Genomic DNA, 16,785 nt, shown 5'->3' on the forward strand with positions numbered 1-16,785 from the left:
TTCATGTACTCGACTCGAGCGGAGCTGTCCACAGTGAGCACTTCAGAACCCGAGGCCACCTCCACCACCCCCGGCGCGGCCTCCCCACATCCGGAGGTCGACGCCGCCCTCGCCGACCTCGCCGAGGGCGAGAAGACCTGGGCCGACCTCTCCCTCGCCGATCGCAGGGAACTCCTCGACAAGGTGCACGACCTCACCGTGCAGCACGCCGCCGACTGGGTGGACGCCGCGGTCGCGATCAAGGGGCTGGACCCGAAGTCGCCGCTGGTCGGCGAGGAATGGATGTCCGGACCGTACCCGCTGGCCACCGGCACCGCGGCGCTGTCCGCGAGCCTGGCGAAACTCGAATCCGGGGCCAGCCCGCTGGACGGCGCCACGTTCGGCACCGCCCCCGGCGGCCGCACCACTGTCAAGGCGCTGCCCCTGAACATCTTCGACAAGCTGCTGCTCAGCGGATTCAGCGCGGACGTGTGGCTGCAACCGGGAATCGATCGTGCGACGGCACAGCGCGACGCCGGCCTCGCCCAGCGCGACCCGTCGCGGACTCAGGGCATCGGCGTGGTTCTGGGCGCCGGCAACATCACCTCGATCGCCCCGCTCGACACCCTGTACGAACTGATCGCGCACAATCGCGTCGTCGCACTCAAGCTCAACCCCATCACCGACCGGCTGCTGCCCGTACTGACGCGGGTCCTGGAGCCGCTCATCTCGATCGGCGCGGTCCGGTTGCTGACCGGCGGCGCGGAGGTCGGGACGTATCTGGTGCACCACGACCTCGTCGACCACGTGCACATGACGGGCAGCGCACTCACCCACGACGCGATCGTGTTCGGCACCGGCGAGGAGGGTGCGCGGCGCAAGGCTGCGAACGACCCCATCCTCGCCAAGGCCATCTCCAGCGAACTCGGCGGTGTGTCCCCCACCATCGTGCTGCCCGGTGAGTGGAGCCGCGCCGACATCAAGTTCCAGGCCGAACACGTTGCGACGCAACGGCTCCACAACGGCGGCTACAACTGCGTCGCGGCGCAGGCCGTGGTCGTGTCGTCCGAGTGGAAGCAGCGCGACGAGTTCGTGGCCGCCCTGAAAGAGGCCCTCGACACGGCACCGGACCGCGCCGCGTACTACCCCGGCAGCGACTCCCGGGTCGCCGGGGCCACCGCGTCGTTCCCCACCGCCGCACGCCTGGGCGAGAACGGCGGACGCGTCCTGGTCACCGATCTCGAGCCCGGCGCCTACGCCCCACTCCTGCAGACCGAGTACTTCGCTCCGGTGCTCGGCGTGATCGACCTACCCCACGGCGGCGCCGAGTTCGCGGCACACGCCGCCGACCTCGTGAACGAGGACTTCATCGGCACCCTCGGGGTCAACATCGTCGCCGCGCCGCAGACCATCCGCGAGCTGGGCCCGGAGTTCGACTCACTGCTCGAGAGCCTCCGCTACGGGACCATCGCCGTGAACGCGTGGACCGGCGTCGGCTACCTCACCGCCACCGCGACCTGGGGAGCCTTCCCCGGCCACACCCTCGACGACGTCCAGAGCGGCATCGGCGTGGTGCACAACGCCCTCCTCATCGACCGGCCGGAGCGCACCGTCGTCCGGGGCCCGTTCCGCCCGTCGCCGCGGTCGATCCTGAACCGTGAGATGTCCATCTCGCCCAAGCCCCCGTGGTTCGTCACCAACCGAACCGCCGCCACGACGGGCCGATTGCTGACAGGATTTGCCGGTGCACCCTCATGGACCCGGCTGCCGGCGATCTTCGCGTCCGCGCTGCGTGGATGAGGGCTGCGTGTCCTCGATCCCTCACCCCCGTCGAAGTGGAGATGAACGATGAATCAGGAACTGTCTGTGGCCGACTACGTGATCGTGGGGTCGGGTTCGGCAGGTGCCGTGCTGGCCGACCGGCTCAGCGCCGACTCCGGCAGCGAGGTCGTGGTCCTCGAGGCCGGCGGTGAGGACAAGGACAAGTTCGCGCACATCCCCGCCGCATTCTCGAAACTGTTTCGCAGTGAGTTGGATTGGGACTACCTGACCGAGCCGCAACCCGGGCTCGGCGGGCGGACGATCTACTGGCCGCGCGGCAAGATGCTCGGCGGCTCGTCGTCGATGAACGCGATGATGTGGGTGCGCGGGTTCGCCGCCGACTACGACGAGTGGGCCGAACTCAGCGACGACTCCTGGTCGTTCAAGGAAGTGGTCAAGTACTTCCGCCGCATCGAGAACGTGCAGGACGCGTCGGACGCCGACAGCGGAACCGGCGGACCGATCGTCGTCTCGCACCAGCGGAGCCCCCGCGCCCTCACCGGGTCGTTCCTCGCGGCCGCCGAGGAGACCGGCTACCCCGTCGAACGGGCGAACACCACTCGGCCCGAGGGTTTCTCACAGACCATGGTCACGCAGAAGCGGGGCGCCCGGTGGAGCACCGCCGACGCCTACCTCCGGCCGGCGCTGAAACGGAAGAATCTGACCGTCCTCACCGGTGCCCAGGCCACCCGGGTGCTGTTCGAGGGCACCGCCGCCGTCGGCGTCGAGTACGAGAAGGACGGGGTGCGACGCACCATCCGCGCCGCGAAGGAAGTGATCCTCGCCGGCGGGGCGATCAACTCCCCGCAACTCCTCATGCTGTCGGGCATCGGCGACGAGGCACAGTTGCGCGAGCACGGAATCGCGGTGCAGCAGCACCTGCCGGAGGTCGGGAAGAATCTGCTCGACCATCTGGTGTCGTTCCTCGGCTACAGCGTCGACTCGGACTCGCTGTTCACCGCCGAGAAGATCCCCGAGTTGCTCAACTACCTGACCCGTCGCCGCGGCATGCTCACGTCGAATGTGGGCGAGGCGTACGGATTCACGCGCAGTCGGGACGATTTGGCACTGCCCGACCTCGAGATGATCTTCGGGCCGGCGCCGTTCTTCGACGAGGGCCTCATCCCGGCGACCGGTCACGCCGCGGTGATCGGCGCCATCCTCGTGAAACCCGAGAGTCGAGGCGAGATCTCGCTTCGGTCGGCCGATCCCCTCGCCAAGCCGATCATCGATCCCCGCTACCTCAGCGACAGCGACGGAGTCGACCGGCGGGCGATGCTCGAAGGACTACGCCTGTGCGACGCCCTCGCATCGGCTCCGGCGCTGAAGTCGAGGCTCGGCAACATGATTCGCCCGGCGGTCACGCCGAGCACGCCACTCGACGAGATTCTCGCGCGGGCACTGCAGGAGAATGCCCACACCCTCTACCACCCGGTCGGGACGTGCCGCATGGGCAACGACGACGCCAGCGTCGTCACGCCCGACCTGCGGGTGCGAGGGGTCGACAAACTGCGCGTCGCCGACGCGTCGATCATGCCCGCCATCATCCGCGGGCACACCCACGCACCCTCCGTCCTCATCGGTGAGCGGGCGTCGGATCTGATCCGGAACTCGTAGGGCGCTTCGCGCCCCGTGCGCCTTTTTGGTAGCGCTGGCAACCAGAAAGGCGCACGGGCGGCGGAGCCGCCTCAGTACCGGCGCGCCGCGTAGAACGGCATCGAATCGAGGGGCGCCTGCTTCACCGGCTGCCCGGACGTGGGCGCGTGGACGACCGTGCCGTTCCCGGCGTAGAGCCCGACGTGGTTCGCCCCGTTGAACAGGACGAGATCACCCGGCTGCAGGCTGCCCTTGTCGACGGGCGAGCCACCGTTCACCTGGTCGTAGGTGGTGCGGGGTACCGAGATGCCTGCCTGCTTGTACGCCCACTGCACCAGACCCGAGCAATCGAAGGCGTTCGGCCCGGTTGCGCCCCAGACGTACGGCGATCCGATCTTCGATTCGGCGGCCGCGAGAGCCTGCGCGCCGTGGGTGGACGGCAACGCCGGCGGGGCCGGCAGGGGTCCCGGGAGGGGCCCTGGGTTCGGAGCCGGAGCCGGAGCCGGAGGCACTGGCGGCACGCCTGGTACCTCGAACGTCCCAATCCCTGGGATCGTGATCGGCTCCGCTGCAGCGGGAGCAACGGGAAGCAGAAAAGCTCCCACTCCCACACCGGCGGCAATCAGAAGACTGCCGGTCGAAAACTGCAGACGATTGCCCCGACGCAATCTATGCTTGGCCATTGAGCTGAGTCCTTCAATTCATGAGGTTCCGGCGACATCAGTGCCGCTCGGACGAGACGTTAGATAACATCCCGGTCACGGACTCAGCGGACAACGGCCGAATGGCCCATACACATACCTGTTTTCGCAATCCAGGTATATAACGATCAGATCTCGAACCGACCGGTCCGTCATGAAACCCCAGAAACAGGTATGCCTTCAGGCAATTCGGCCCGTTACCGAAGGCATGCGCGTCGTCCACGCTGTTGGGCGTGTCACTGATCCAGAACTCAGAACCCGAGATCTTCGGGGAACCCGCAGTTGCGGACGCCGCGACCCTCACCGTCGTGGGGCGCGGCTCGCCCGTCGTCTTCCTGCACGGATGGGGGCTCACCCCGCGGGTGTACGGCCGCAGCCTGTCGATGCTCGCCCAGCACGGGCACCGCGTCCTCACTCCGACGCTCCCCGGCTTCGGCGGAACTCCCGACCATCCGCCCGAGGCGCGGACCTTCGCCGGTTACGCGGCCTGGCTGGGACGGTTCCTGGACGAGGCGGGAATCAGCGAACCGATCACACTGGTCGGCCACTCCTTCGGCGGGGGCGTCGCCATTCAGGCTGCCCACGACCTTCCGGAGCGGGTCGAACGCCTGGTGCTCGTCAACTCCGTCGGCGGTGGCGCCTGGTCGTCCGACGGCTGGGGAATACGGCCCATCGGCGACAGGCCGCTGTGGGACTGGGGCGCGTCGGCCCTGGGTGAGGCGCTGTCGATCCGGACCATCACCCACACGGCCGCGTCACTCGTCAACGGCTTCCTGCCCAACACGCTGCGAGATCCCGGTGCGGTCTGGCGCACGGCACACCTGGCCAGACGGGCGGACCTGCGCCACGAACTCGGTGTCCTCGCCGACCGGGGCCTACCGGTGTCCCTCGTCTGGGGTCGCGGGGACCGGACGATTCCGCTCGCCAGCTTCGAGTCGATGCGGAAGGCACTCCGCAATCCGCCCGTCCTCACCGTGACGGGCGGCCACGGCTGGCTGATTCACGACCCCACCACGTTCGCCGATACCCTCCGCCGGGCACTCCGCAGCCCGTGAGTGGTTGACGAGTGCAGAGACTCGTTAACCACGCACGGGCGGCGGAGCCGCCTACTTCTCGCCGCGGAACGCCGCACCGGCGAGGGACGTGGACTCCTTGCCGTCGGGGCCGACGGGAACGTCGCCCTCGAGGGTGGTGCGGTACAGGACGCGGGTGACGTCGAGGTGGTCGAGGTCGGTGGGCGCGAGGTGGGCGGTGGCACGGTTGTCCCAGAACGCGAGGCTGCCCGGCGCCCAGCGGAACCGCACCGTGTAGGCGGGATTCGTCACCTCGGCGAACAGCAGGTCCAGCAGGCGGTCGCTCTGCGACGGCGAGACCCCGACGATCCGGCTGGTGAAACCGGGGGTGACGAACAGTGCCCGCTCCCCCGTCACCGGGTGCACTCGGACCACCGGGTGTTCGGTGACGAGCGGGTTCTCCCGCGTCTTCTGGGCGTAGCTGCTGTCCTCGGCCCACTGCGGGTGCCGTCCGCCGAACCGGTGCTCAGCGCGGAGACCGTCGACGAGGCCCTTCAGCGAGTCCGGCAGACCCTCGTATGCGGCGACGAGGTTCGTCCACTGGGTGTCGCCGCCCTGCTCCGGGACGATGTGGGCGCGCAGGATCGTGCCGGCAGGCGGGTTGATCAAAGCGGTGACATCCGTGTGCCACTTGTTGTCGTAGCTGTACTTCTTGCGCCCGAAGCGCTTCTCGTACTTGCGGCTGTCGACAGCGAGGATCTGCGGGAAACCCTCGGGGGCTTCGTCGTCGTACGGGTGCGACGGCGTCACGTCACCGAACTTCCGCGAGAACGCGATCTGTTCGGCATGCCCGATCTCCTGGTCGCGGAAGAACAGGACCTTGTAGCGGTGCAGGGCGTCGCGGACCTGCGCTACCTCGTTGTCGGCCAGTTCTTTCCGGAGGTCGATTCCGGAGATCTCGGCGCCGATGTGCCCGGCGACGGGACGGACCTCGAGTGCGGCGTCGGCGGTCCGATCCGAGTCGGCGGGCGCGGCGGTGGTGAGTGTCATGAGTACTCCTGGTTTCGGGCTGAATCGATACGTCGCGATCATCATCGAATCCCGAACCACGGTGCTACAACGGTATTTTCACAATGCGAAAAAGGTTCACCCTGAGTTTTTCCCTACCGGAACGCGGGAAATGCAGTTCCGGCCCCTGCGCCGATCCGCGCCGCGACGCCGCGCATCGGCGGCACGATCTCCCGCACCAGTTCGTCGGTGAGTCGCCGGCGCAGTGCCTGGACCCCCAACGCGCCGCGGGGCCGTCCCTCGGGGTCGAGAACGGGAACCGCGACGGCGAGCACGTCCCGGTTCTCGGAGGAGAAAGCCGCGGCGTACCCCAGCCTCCGGACCCGTTCGAGGTCGGAGGACGCCGTCACCGAACTGCTTCGCCGTGCGGACGCCGTGCCGAACGCCAGGATCGCCATCCCCATCACGCTGCTCTGCAGCGGTTGGCGTGCCCCGGGCAGCTGATGCGTGCAGAACCGTTCGGGTGGGCGTGCCGAGAAGACGGTGACCGCGACGTCGTCCCTCGCGACCCCGAGGCTGGTCGTCAGCTTCACATGCGCGGCGAGCGAATACAGATGCGGGGCGAACGATTCGGCGTCGAGACGCCCCAGCGATGGGACGGCGAGGGAGATCAGGCTCGGCCCCACCCGATAGCAGTCGGTCCGCTCGTCACGCTCGAGTAGTCCGCCGCGGACGAGGGCCTGCACGATGCGATACGCGGTGCTGACGGCCAACCCGGTGCGGGCGGCGAGCGCGCTGACGGTCAGGTCGGTGGCGCCCTCGAAGCAGGCGAGTACCGCGATTGCCCGTTCCACCGCCTGCGAGCCCGACCGCGGTGACGTCACGAGGCCCTCCTTACCGTCTGAACGAACTCAGGCCGACCGTGCGGCGCCGTACTCGGGAAGCGGCACAGCGAAACGCTCACGCAGGGTCTTCTCCGCGTATTCGTGGCGGAAGAGCCCCCGCTTGCGGAGCAGGGGCACCACTTCGTCGACGAAGGTGTCGAGTCCGGACGGCAACGCGTCGGGCATCAGGTTGAATCCGTCGGCCGCCTCGGCGCGGAACCACGCCTCGATGGTGTCGGCCACCTGTCCCGGTGTGCCGATCACGGCGCGGTGCCCGCCACCGCCGTCCAACTCGCGAAGGAGCTGGGCCACGGTCAGATTCCGCTCACGCGCCAGCCCGACCACTGATTCGCGGAACCCGAGGGAACCCGCGAACGTCGCCGGGTCGGGCGGCCCGTCCAGCAGCGATGCCGGGATCGGCTGGTCGAGGTCGAGTTCCGCGAGCGGGACTCCGAGGGTCAGACTCAGCCGGTCCCAGCCGAACTTCGCGGGGACGTGGGTGCGGAGTTGTTCGTGTCGAGCGACGGCCTCCGCTTCGGTCGAGCCGATGACCGTGATCAGCCCGGGCAGGATCTTCACGTCGTCGGGATTGCGGCCGCCCGCCCGCGCCACGTCCTTGACGTGCTTGTAGTGCCTGCGCCCGGCGTCGAGCGTCAGCTCCGCGGAGAAGACGCCGTGCGCGGTGCGTCCGGCGAGGGCACGGCCGGCGGGTGACCCGCCTGCCTGGATGAGGGGCGGCTGTCCCTGCTCCGACGACGGCACCCGCAGCACGCCGTCGACGTCGAAGAATTCGCTGTGATGCGACACCGGGACACCGCTCCGGGCGCTCTCCCACAGCGCGGTCACCACGCCGACGAACGCCTCGGAGCGGCGATAGCGGTAGTCGCGGTCCGGAATCTGGTCGAATCCGAAATTGGCCGCGGCCGTCGGCGAATACGTGGTGACCACGTTCCACGCCACCCGGCCGCCGCTCAGGTAGTCGAGGGAGAGGAAGCGTTCGGCGAGATCGCGCGGGTCGTTGAACGTGGTGGAGGCGGTCCCGATCAGGCCCAGGTTCTCGGTGGCCGTCGCCACGGCCGCCAGGATCACCGACGGTTCCAGCGCCCGGGTCGGCTTCACCCGGGGGTTCTCCCAGAAGCCGGGACCGTCGGCGAGGAAGAACGCGTCGAGGGTGCCACGCTCGGCGATCTGCGCGATCCTGGTGAAGTGATCGAGGTCGACGAACGAGTGCGCGTGCACGTCGTCGAGCGTCCACGCTCCGGGGGCGATTCCCACGTCGAGCACGTTCACGTTGAGCACCAGTTGGCGTCGGGATCTACTCACGGCAGTGCCTTCCGAATCAGAAGAATCCGGTGTCCGGAAGCGGGGTCTCGTTGACCACGAGGTCGCCGATCACCCGCGCCTTGTACACCGTCGGGTTGTGGGAGAACAGGGTTCGCAGGTTGCGCCAGTGCCTGTCCAGGTGCGCCGACTCCCGGGTGGCCGAGGCGCCGCCGACCTCGAACAGTCGGGTGGCCGCTCGGAGCGCGATGTCCTCGATGGCGACCTTCACCTTGGCGGCCAGTACCGCGGCCTCCTGCTCGAGTCGGGCGTCGACGCCGGAGGTGCGCGCGACGTCCGCGGCCACATCCTGTGCTGCGGCGGCCGCCCGGACCACGGACTCCGCCGCGAAGGCGGCCGCAGAGAGGGTTCCGACGATCTCGAGCAACTGCGGGTCGTGCCGTGGTTCCTCGGCCACTGCGAACACGAAGCTGCGCTTGCGGCCGCGGATCAGCTCGGCGGACTCGGCCGTGACGGTGCGGAGGATGCCCGCCGCGATCGCGTGCAGGTACAACTGGGGAAGCGCCTGCCGCGGCCGGGTCTCCTCGTCGCCACCGCGGAACGGCAGCGTCTCGGACTCCTCGATGGCAACGTTCTCGAACACCGTCGTCCCGCTGCCGGTGTGGCGCTGGCCGATTCCGTCCCAGTCGTCCTTGTGGACGATGCCCGCCCGGTCGGCGGGAACGATGGCGCTGAGCGCCTTGCCGTCCGGGAGGTTGGCGGAGACCCGGATGAAATCGGAGTACAGCGAACCGGTGCTGTAGAACTTGACCCCGTTCAGGCGGTATCCGCCGGGATCCGGTGTCAGAGTGGTTTCGAAGCTGTAGGAGCCGACGGCGCGGGTGCTCAGTTCCGAGGATGCGCCACCGAACAGTGTGCCCGACAGGATCTCCGGCAACCATGCGTCCTTGCGCTCCGTGCGTGGGGCACGCAGCACTTCCTCGACGAACGCGTAGTGGACCCTGACGATGTGTGGCACATCGGGATCGGCCTCGGCGAGGTCGATCACCAGATCGAAGAGAGCCTGCAAGGTGTAGCCACCGCCGCCGTGTTCCCGCGGCACCCGCACGGCCCCGAGCCGGTGTTCGCGGATCAACTCGACGGCCCGTTGCGGGCCCTCGGTCCCGCCACGGGCGCGCCGCCGCGCGGCGTCCTCGGCGATCACGGCGATCACGGCCGCCAGTTCGGCGGAGCCGCGGGCCGGCGGACGCACCGCCTCCGGCGCGGGGGTCTCGGATACCGCTGTCATGGTGAATCTCCTGTCTTCGGTGGAATGCTCAGCTGACCGGGAACGCGCTGCGGCCGCCGGACAGTACGGTCTCCGCCGCCTGCAAGCCCAGGCGGTCACGCAGGGTGCGCCGCGGGTCCCGGAGGATCGGTTCCCGCCGTACCGCGCCGAGCAGGGCGGGCAGGGTTGCCGTGGTGGCCCCTCGGAAGACGACACCGTCGGCCTCCGTCGCCAGAGGGGAAACGCCGCCGGGCGCCCAGTGCCGGTCGGTCAGTACCACCTGGTCACGGGCGGCATCGGGGTCGAAGTGCGCCCGATAGCGGCGCACCGCATCCTCGTCCGCGAGGATCACGGCGTCGGCCGTGCGCCGCGCCGCCACCAGTTCGGCCTCGTTCGCGGGGCGCCAGAAGACGGGCGGCTTGCGTTGCGGTGGCTCGGGGACGTTGAGGGGGCCCGACACGGAGAACGTGCCCGCATGATCGATATAGACGATCCGCTCGGATTCCGCGAAGACGCCGCGCTCGGCGTCGTCGACGATGCTGTCGCCCGGCCAGCTCTCCCACAACTTCCGGACCACCGACACGGCATCGACCGCGGCGTCCACCGGGCCCGAGCCGATCAGCCACCCGGCCCTGCCGTGGGATCCGTGGTCGAGCGAGCCGAGGCGGCGCGCGAGATTGAACGGGTGATCGCGGACGGGAGCACCGGCCACCACCAGTCCGACCGACGTCGTGTGACGTGCCAGGACGGTGGCGGCCACGGTCGCATCGATCGTCGCGTGACTCGGCTGCCCCGCGTCCAGGCGGTCACCGCCGAGAACGACGAAGTCGATTCCCGACTCGTCGATGCCGCGCCCGAACTCTTCTCGCCGCGCCGGCTGCCTCGGGTCGAGCAGTTCGGTGACGACTGCGGCGTCGACGTGCAGTCCGACGACGGAATGTCGGCTCATGACGGTTCCCCTTTCCGCGATAGTCGTTACCTTCCCAGAGCATCGCTCACGGGACGAGCGTTGCGCTCAGTCTGATTCTGGACGTGTGTCGATATGAAAAGTTCTGTCCCCCAACATCAGTCACTTGCGTTCCGTCACGTGTCGTAGAACCAGGGCACAGAGTTGGCCGCGTTGCCGAAGTCGTGGATGTCCGGAGCGGGAATCGAACGAGACGCGCAGGTTCCGTGTTCCGCTCACGCTGCGGCGAAGGCTGTACGACACACCGAGGCGGGCCGTACCGTCGCCCGTGTGATCACCGTCTGGATCATCGCGGGTGCGTTCCTCCTGTTCCGTGGGGTTCCGGGCGTCCTCGCGCTGTGGAGATCCCGGTCGTGGACCGGGTCCGAGTGCTCGGTCGTCGATGTACGACCGTCGATCACCTACTCGTATCGGGTCGGAAGCGACGAGTTCGTCGGTCAGCGGCGGACATTCGATCCCGGCTCGACGCTCGGCGCCTCGCTGTCCGATGCAGGTAGGGGCGAATTCGTTGCCGGACAGTCTCTCTGGCTGTGGTACGACCCGCGGGATCCGCGGTCCAGCGTCCTCCGGCGCAGTGCGTCCGTATCGATGTTGCTGGTGATCCTGGGACTGACATCCCTCACCCTCGCGACATCCACCCTCTTCTCAGGAGATACCCCTTGACATCACGTCAGCAGACCCTCAAACCGACAACGGGAGACCTCCGATGAGTGTGATCCAGCGCAGCAGGACCTTCCACGGACTCGCACTCGGTGAGCGCCTGCTCGTCGACGCCATTCGCCGCGGCCGGATCGACGAACTCGCCGCATTCATCACCCGCACGGGCGCGGACTTCGTCCTGCTCGGCGTCGAGCGGGTGTCGCGGACCGCTCCCCGGCCCACCGCCGCCCTGTCGCCCAGCGTGTCCGCCGCAGCACTGATCGCCGCCACCGACGATGTCGGTGTATTCGTCACCGCGGTTCCCCACCTCGACCACCCGTACAACCTGGCTCGCCGGCTCGCATCGCTCGATCACACCAGCCGCGGCCGGGTCGGCTGGCTCACCGGTGTGGAAGACCGATCGGCGCCGGGAAACCTGGCTTCTGCGGGGGTCTGGATCGATGCCGGACCGAGTCCCGCAGCCACGACCGATGCGATCCACGCCTCCCGCACACTGTGGGAGAGCTGGCCGGCCGACACGATCCGTGGACGCCCGCACGACGTGCGTTTCGCCGATTCCGACCGGATCGTCTACGCCGACCACCGCGGGGTCTTCGACATCGCCGGCCCCCTCAACGTGCCCACCCCGCCGCAGCAGAAGATTCCCGTCGCGTGGTGGGCGCAGGACGGCGACGACATCGTCTCCGCCGCCGAGGTTTCCGACATCGTCGTGCTGGACGGCAGCCAGGTCGACCGTCACGGGCAGGCTGTGCGCGAGCGCGCCTTGCTGTTCGTCGTCGACGATCCAGGCGCCACCGACGTGGACGGTCACATCGCGACCGTCACCGACCTCGACGCCGGGTTCGCCGCGTGGACGAGGCCGGCTCGGCCCCGCGGGTACCGGCAGCGGTCACTCCGGGCGACGCTGCGGCTGCCCGATCCGGCGCCGGCGCCGGCCCACCGCCGTCCGGTCTATCCGGGCGCGCAGAACTAACGGTCCTTCCGATCAAGTCGATTCTTAGGCATGACTTTCCGTTTACCCACGCCTATCGTTTCGGGAATCCACCGGCCCGTCCACGGGCCGGGATTTCCGTCCCGACGGCCGACCGAGGTGCCGTCATCCGACACAGGTGGTTCAGCATGATCGAAGTCCGTTCCGTCACGAAACGATTCGGGAACAGATCCCGTTCCGTCGAAGTGCTCCACGACATCGACTTCTCCGTCGGCACCGGCCAGATCGCGGCGGTGATCGGACAGAGCGGTGCGGGCAAGACCACGCTGTCGCGCATCATCAGCCTGCTGGAGCGTCCGTCCGAGGGCCGCATTCTGCTCGACGGCACCGACGTCTCGGGACTGTCCGAACGCCGGCTCCGGGATCAGCGTCGCGCGATCGGCACGATCTTCCAGGCGTCGAGCCTCCTCGCCCGCCGCACGGCGGCGGAGAATGTGGCCCTGCCCCTCGAATTCGCCGGTGTGGGCCGCTCCGAGCGGCGAACACGGGTGGCGGAGCTGCTCGAGCGGGTGGGACTGTCCGACAAGGCCGACCTCTACCCCCGGCAGCTGTCCGGCGGGCAGCGGCAGCGCGTGGGGATTGCCCGCTCGCTGGCACTCGCTCCCAAGGTCCTGGTGTCGGACGAGGCAACGTCGGGGCTCGATCCCAATACCACGCGATCCATCCTCGCGTTGCTGCGCGAACTGCGCGACGACCTCGGGCTGACGATCGTGCTGATCACCCACGAAATGGATGTCGTCCGGCAGGTCGCGGACGTCGTCACCGTCCTCGACGCGGGGCGGGTGGTGGAATCGGGCCCGGTGATCGAACTCCTCCGCGATCCGCACTCCGAACTCGGCGTCGGCCTCCTCCCCGATCGTTCCCACATCACCGCGGAGGACCGGGACGTGCTCTGGCACGTCACCTACGGCTCCGACACCGTTCCCACCAACTGGATCGAGCTTCTCGGCAAGACCACCGGCCGGTCGATCGGCGTGCTGTCCGGGACCGTGGAATCGGTCGGCGGGCGCCCGGCGGGGCGGGTCACCATCTCGGTGGCCGGTGAGCATCCGTCCGTCGGCGACCTGCTGTCGTCCTGGGGTCTGCACGGAACCCGGGTCGACGACGACGCGTCCGCGCGGACCACCGAGGAGGCCGCGGCATGAGCGCCCCGGACAGTGTCGTTCTCGCCATTTCGACTCCGGTCGAGGAACTTCCCGAGCTGTTCCTCCCCGCCCTGCAGCAGACCGTGCAGATGGTCGGGATCACGGTGATCCTGGCGATCCTGCTGGGCACTCCGCTGGCGGTCATCCTGCACAACACCGCGCCCCGGGGGCTGTTCCCCAACCCGGCGGTCAACGCGGTGGCGGGCTGGGTGGTCAACCTCGGTCGATCGCTGCCCTTCCTGGTGCTGATGGCCGCCATCATTCCGTTCACCCGATTCGTCGTCGGCACCTCGCTCGGGGTGCAGGCGGCGGCGGTTCCGATGACGCTGGCCGCGACACCGTACGTCGCGCGTCTGATCGAGAATTCGCTGCGGGACGTTCCCCCCGAAGTGGTGGAAGTGGGCCGGGCCTCGGCCGGGTCGAACTTTCAGATCATCCGCAAAGTGCAACTCCACGAAGCTGTTCCGACCATCATCGGCGCTCTGACCATCGCGCTGATCGGCATCCTCGACATGTCGGCGATCGCGGGAGCGGTGGGCGCAGGCGGCATCGGCAACCTCGCCATCGCCTACGGCTACAACCGATTCGACAACACCGTGATGATCACGACGGTCATCGCCCTCGTGGTACTGGTCCAGGTCATCCAGCTCGTCGGCGACCTGGCCGCCCGCCTCACCAACCGGCGCTGAGCCTTCCTTCACATTCACCCAGATCAGAGGACAACACCCATGACGACTCGACCCCGCTCGGTGACGCGCGCCCGTGCTGTGGCGGCAGGCGGACTGACGGCCACACTGCTTCTCCTCCTCACCGCGTGCGGCGCGGTCGGGGGCAACGACCGAACCGAAGGTGACGGCCCGCAGACGACGTTCAAGATCGGATACACCGCCGGATCGATCCTGGACGAGAAGCTCGCCAAGGAAGTCGCGAAACTCGCCCCCGACCACGGCATCACCGTCGAACCCGTGCAGATCGAGGATTCGAAGCTCAAGAATCTCGCGGTCTCCCAGGGCGACATCGACGCCAACCACAGCCAGCATCAGGAGTGGATGCGCGTGCAGAACGAGGACGGCAACCTCGGACTGCATGCGGCCGGAGACTGGTACGTCCTCAAGTTCTCGGGATATTCCGAGAAGTACGGCAAGCTCGAGGATCTCCCGAAGGGCGCGAAGGTCGCCATCCCCGACGACCCGTCGAATCAGGCGCAGGCACTGCAGACCCTGCAGGATCTCGGCCAGCTGACCCTGAAGGACGGTGTCGACCCGTCGCGCGTGACCATCCGCGACGTGAAGGACAACCCGAAGTCGTTCGAGTTCACCGAGGCCGCGCTGGCGCAGTTGCCGCGCACGCTGCCCGACGTCGACCTGGCACTGGGCTGGCGGTCCAACTTCGACCTCGCCGACGTCCCCGACGACAAGATCGTCTTCAACGCCCCCGCCTACGAGTTGTACTGGATCGAGGTCGTCATCAACGAGAAGAACAAGGACAACCCCGACTTCGCGCCGCTGCTCGACACCTACCACGACCCGCGGATCGGCCAGCTCATCGACAGCGACCCGTTCTTCTCCCGGGTGGCGCAGAGCATCGAATCGGCGCGAGCCACCGACCGCAGCCAGACCAACATCGACGGCGCGGCCGCGAAGCCGGCCGGCTGATGCCCGCGCAACGAGAGGTCATCCTCAACGTCAACGTGCTGGACGTGGGTTTCCACCCGTCCGCGTGGCGGGCTCCCGACCTGCACCCGACGTCGTTCATCGACCCGGACTATTACACCGAGGTCGCGACGATCGCCGAGCGCGGCACCCTCGACGCGCTGTTCCTCGCGGACGGTCCTGCGCTCCGCGAGGATCCCGCCGTGAAGCCGACGCGGGCCCTCGAACCCACCACCGTGCTCGGGGTGGTGGCGAGCGCGACCGAGCACCTCGGGCTGATCGGCACGGCGTCGACGACGTTCAACGATCCGTTCGATCTGGCGGACCGGTTCCTTTCCCTCGACGTCGTGTCCGGTGGACGGGTGGCGTGGAATGTGGTGACCACGTTCCACGCCGGGACCGCCCACAACTTCGGTCTCTCCCGGATTCCCGACCGCGAGTCGCGGTATCGCCGGGCCACGGAGTTCGTGGACGTCGTCACCGCGCTGTGGGAATCGGCGACCACCCGGGTCCCGGTGCACCACGACGGGGAGTACTTCCACGTTCACGGCGCACTGCCCGTGCCGCCGTCGCCTCAGGGCCACCCCCTGCTCGTGCAGGCCGGCGGCTCCCCGCAGGGCCGCGCGCTGGCCGGTCGCAGCGCCGACGCGGTGTTCTCGGCGGAGCTCACGCTCGACGCCGGGCGTCAGCACTACCGGGAAGTGAAGGATGTCGCCCGCGCAGCCGGTCGGGATCCCCAGGCGGTGAAGATCCTTCCCGGGCTCGTCACGGTGGTGGGGAGCACCGAGGCCGAGGCGATCGCCCGGTACGAGGACTGGGAATCCAAGGCCGCCGACGGTTTCTCCGCCGAACGGCTGGGCGGCATGCTCGGTGTCGACCTGAGCTCCCTCGACCCGGACCGGCCGATCCCGGAGGAGTTGCTTCTCGCCCCGGTCGATCCGTCGTTCTCCGGCTCGCTGGGGTTCCGGGAGGCCGTCGTGCGGCTGGCGCTCGAGAGCCGGTATTCGGTGTCCGAACTGCTTCGCAAGGCGGGCGGCTTCGGTCACCGGCTGGTCGTCGGCTCACCCGAGCAGATCGCCGACACCATCGAGGAATGGTTCCTGGCTGGCGCGGCGGACGGATTCAACCTGATGCCGGACGGATTCCCTTCCGGGCTCACCGATTTCGTCGATCACGTCGTGCCGATCCTCCGCGCGAAGGGGATCTTCCGGTACGAGTACGCCGAATCCACCCTCCGCGAACGCTTCGAGGGCGCTCCGCTCCCCGTGAGTGGTTAGGTTCAGCGCGCTAGCCGACGCGGGTGTCGTACGTGTTTCTGTTGGCAAGCACCTCGTCCATGTGCGCCTCCGCCCACGCCTTGATCCCGCGGATGACGGAGTGGAGCGAGAGTCCGAGGTCGGTCAGCTCGTAGGTGACCGTGACAGGCACGGTCGGCGTCACCGTGCGGGTGAGCAGGCCGTCGCGTTCGAGGGAGCGCAGCGTCTGGGTGAGCATCTTCTGACTGACTCCGGCCAGCCGGCGAGACAGCTCCGAGTAGCGCATCCGCCGCGGCTCGCCGACGCAGTCTTCGTCCGGGTGTGGGCCGTCGCTGCCCAGCGCGGCCAGGACCAGCGTCACCCACTTGTCGGAGATCCGGTCGAGGAGCTGGCGGCTGGGACAGGTCGCCAGGAACGCCTCGTACTCCACCTTCGCCTGCGCCCGCTCCTGGGCCGCCGTTGTTGTCGGCATCGACCGCTCCTTCCCGTGCGGTGACCTACGCACTCTGAAGTGCGTACTTTCCATTGGAGAGTAACCCCTCCATCGTGGAGTTGCAGCACAAA

The 16,785-nt window shown here is 68.5% G+C and carries 16 protein-coding genes; 9 read left to right on the top strand and 7 right to left on the bottom strand.

The annotated features are described in order from the left end of the window. Positions 1-33 precede the first annotated feature (33 nt). The gene (locus ACLIVD_RS27490; RefSeq protein WP_283331231.1) at positions 34-1,779 is read left to right on the top strand and encodes an aldehyde dehydrogenase family protein; all 1,746 of its coding nucleotides are present in this window, start codon (positions 34-36) and stop codon (positions 1,777-1,779) included. Positions 1,780-1,827: 48 nt separating this feature from the next. Next, on the top strand, positions 1,828-3,417 hold the full coding sequence (locus ACLIVD_RS27495; RefSeq protein WP_283331230.1) for a GMC family oxidoreductase: 1,590 nt from the start codon (positions 1,828-1,830) through the stop codon (positions 3,415-3,417). Positions 3,418-3,488: 71 nt separating this feature from the next. Here ACLIVD_RS27495 and ACLIVD_RS27500 read toward each other — a convergent pair whose 3' ends face one another. Then, on the bottom strand, positions 3,489-4,079 hold the full coding sequence (locus ACLIVD_RS27500) for a C40 family peptidase (protein ID WP_283331229.1): 591 nt from the start codon (positions 4,077-4,079) through the stop codon (positions 3,489-3,491). A 245-nt stretch (positions 4,080-4,324) separates the two neighbouring features. On the opposite strand from ACLIVD_RS27500, the gene ACLIVD_RS27505 reads away from it, so the two are divergent. After that, positions 4,325-5,152: an alpha/beta fold hydrolase gene (locus ACLIVD_RS27505; protein ID WP_349307386.1), complete on the top strand. Its 828-nt coding sequence runs from the start codon at positions 4,325-4,327 to the stop codon at positions 5,150-5,152. Between the two features lie 51 nt (positions 5,153-5,203). On the opposite strand, the gene ACLIVD_RS27510 is transcribed toward ACLIVD_RS27505, so the two are convergent. The 5 genes from ACLIVD_RS27510 to ACLIVD_RS27530 all read right to left on the bottom strand — a co-directional run bounded on the left by ACLIVD_RS27510 (position 5,204) and on the right by ACLIVD_RS27530 (position 10,499). After that, positions 5,204-6,160, bottom strand: coding sequence for a TauD/TfdA dioxygenase family protein (locus ACLIVD_RS27510; RefSeq protein ID WP_283331227.1), 957 nt, complete (start codon positions 6,158-6,160; stop codon positions 5,204-5,206). A 113-nt stretch (positions 6,161-6,273) separates the two neighbouring features. Beyond that, positions 6,274-7,002 carry an IclR family transcriptional regulator gene (locus ACLIVD_RS27515; protein ID WP_283331226.1) on the bottom strand — a complete coding sequence of 243 codons (729 nt, stop codon included), beginning with the start codon at positions 7,000-7,002 and terminating at the stop codon, positions 6,274-6,276. A gap of 27 nt (positions 7,003-7,029) precedes the next feature. Continuing rightward, the gene (locus ACLIVD_RS27520) at positions 7,030-8,325 is read right to left on the bottom strand and encodes an LLM class flavin-dependent oxidoreductase (protein ID WP_283331225.1); all 1,296 of its coding nucleotides are present in this window, start codon (positions 8,323-8,325) and stop codon (positions 7,030-7,032) included. Positions 8,326-8,341: 16 nt separating this feature from the next. After that, positions 8,342-9,571, bottom strand: coding sequence for an acyl-CoA dehydrogenase family protein (locus ACLIVD_RS27525; protein WP_491930946.1), 1,230 nt, complete (start codon positions 9,569-9,571; stop codon positions 8,342-8,344). Between the two features lie 28 nt (positions 9,572-9,599). Next, positions 9,600-10,499, bottom strand: coding sequence for an LLM class flavin-dependent oxidoreductase (locus tag ACLIVD_RS27530; protein WP_283331223.1), 900 nt, complete (start codon positions 10,497-10,499; stop codon positions 9,600-9,602). Between the two features lie 186 nt (positions 10,500-10,685). Here ACLIVD_RS27530 and ACLIVD_RS27535 point away from each other — a divergent pair, with 186 nt between their 5' ends. The 6 genes from ACLIVD_RS27535 (at position 10,686) to ACLIVD_RS27560 (ending at position 16,242) form a co-directional block, all read left to right on the top strand. Continuing rightward, positions 10,686-11,180, top strand: a complete 495-nt coding sequence (locus tag ACLIVD_RS27535; RefSeq protein ID WP_491930947.1) for a DUF3592 domain-containing protein — start codon at positions 10,686-10,688, stop codon at positions 11,178-11,180. 43 nt (positions 11,181-11,223) lie between these two features. Further along, positions 11,224-12,150 carry an LLM class flavin-dependent oxidoreductase gene (locus ACLIVD_RS27540; protein WP_283331221.1) on the top strand — a complete coding sequence of 309 codons (927 nt, stop codon included), beginning with the start codon at positions 11,224-11,226 and terminating at the stop codon, positions 12,148-12,150. 146 nt (positions 12,151-12,296) lie between these two features. Next, complete coding sequence (locus ACLIVD_RS27545) at positions 12,297-13,313, top strand: methionine ABC transporter ATP-binding protein (protein ID WP_283331220.1); 1,017 nt, start codon at positions 12,297-12,299, stop codon at positions 13,311-13,313. Beyond that, positions 13,310-14,002: a methionine ABC transporter permease gene (locus ACLIVD_RS27550; RefSeq protein WP_283331219.1), complete on the top strand. Its 693-nt coding sequence runs from the start codon at positions 13,310-13,312 to the stop codon at positions 14,000-14,002. The genes ACLIVD_RS27545 and ACLIVD_RS27550 overlap by 4 nt, the downstream gene beginning before the upstream one ends. Before the next feature lie 39 nt (positions 14,003-14,041). Continuing rightward, on the top strand, positions 14,042-14,968 hold the full coding sequence (locus ACLIVD_RS27555; RefSeq protein WP_491930948.1) for a MetQ/NlpA family ABC transporter substrate-binding protein: 927 nt from the start codon (positions 14,042-14,044) through the stop codon (positions 14,966-14,968). Next, positions 14,968-16,242: an LLM class flavin-dependent oxidoreductase gene (locus ACLIVD_RS27560; RefSeq protein WP_283331216.1), complete on the top strand. Its 1,275-nt coding sequence runs from the start codon at positions 14,968-14,970 to the stop codon at positions 16,240-16,242. Before ACLIVD_RS27555 ends, ACLIVD_RS27560 begins: the two co-directional genes overlap by 1 nt. A 10-nt stretch (positions 16,243-16,252) precedes the next feature. On the opposite strand, the gene ACLIVD_RS27565 is transcribed toward ACLIVD_RS27560, so the two are convergent. After that, the gene (locus ACLIVD_RS27565; RefSeq protein ID WP_283331215.1) at positions 16,253-16,693 is read right to left on the bottom strand and encodes a winged helix-turn-helix transcriptional regulator; all 441 of its coding nucleotides are present in this window, start codon (positions 16,691-16,693) and stop codon (positions 16,253-16,255) included. Positions 16,694-16,785 lie beyond the last annotated feature (92 nt).

The sequence above is a fragment of the Rhodococcus sp. G6(2025) genome (assembly GCF_058628105.1).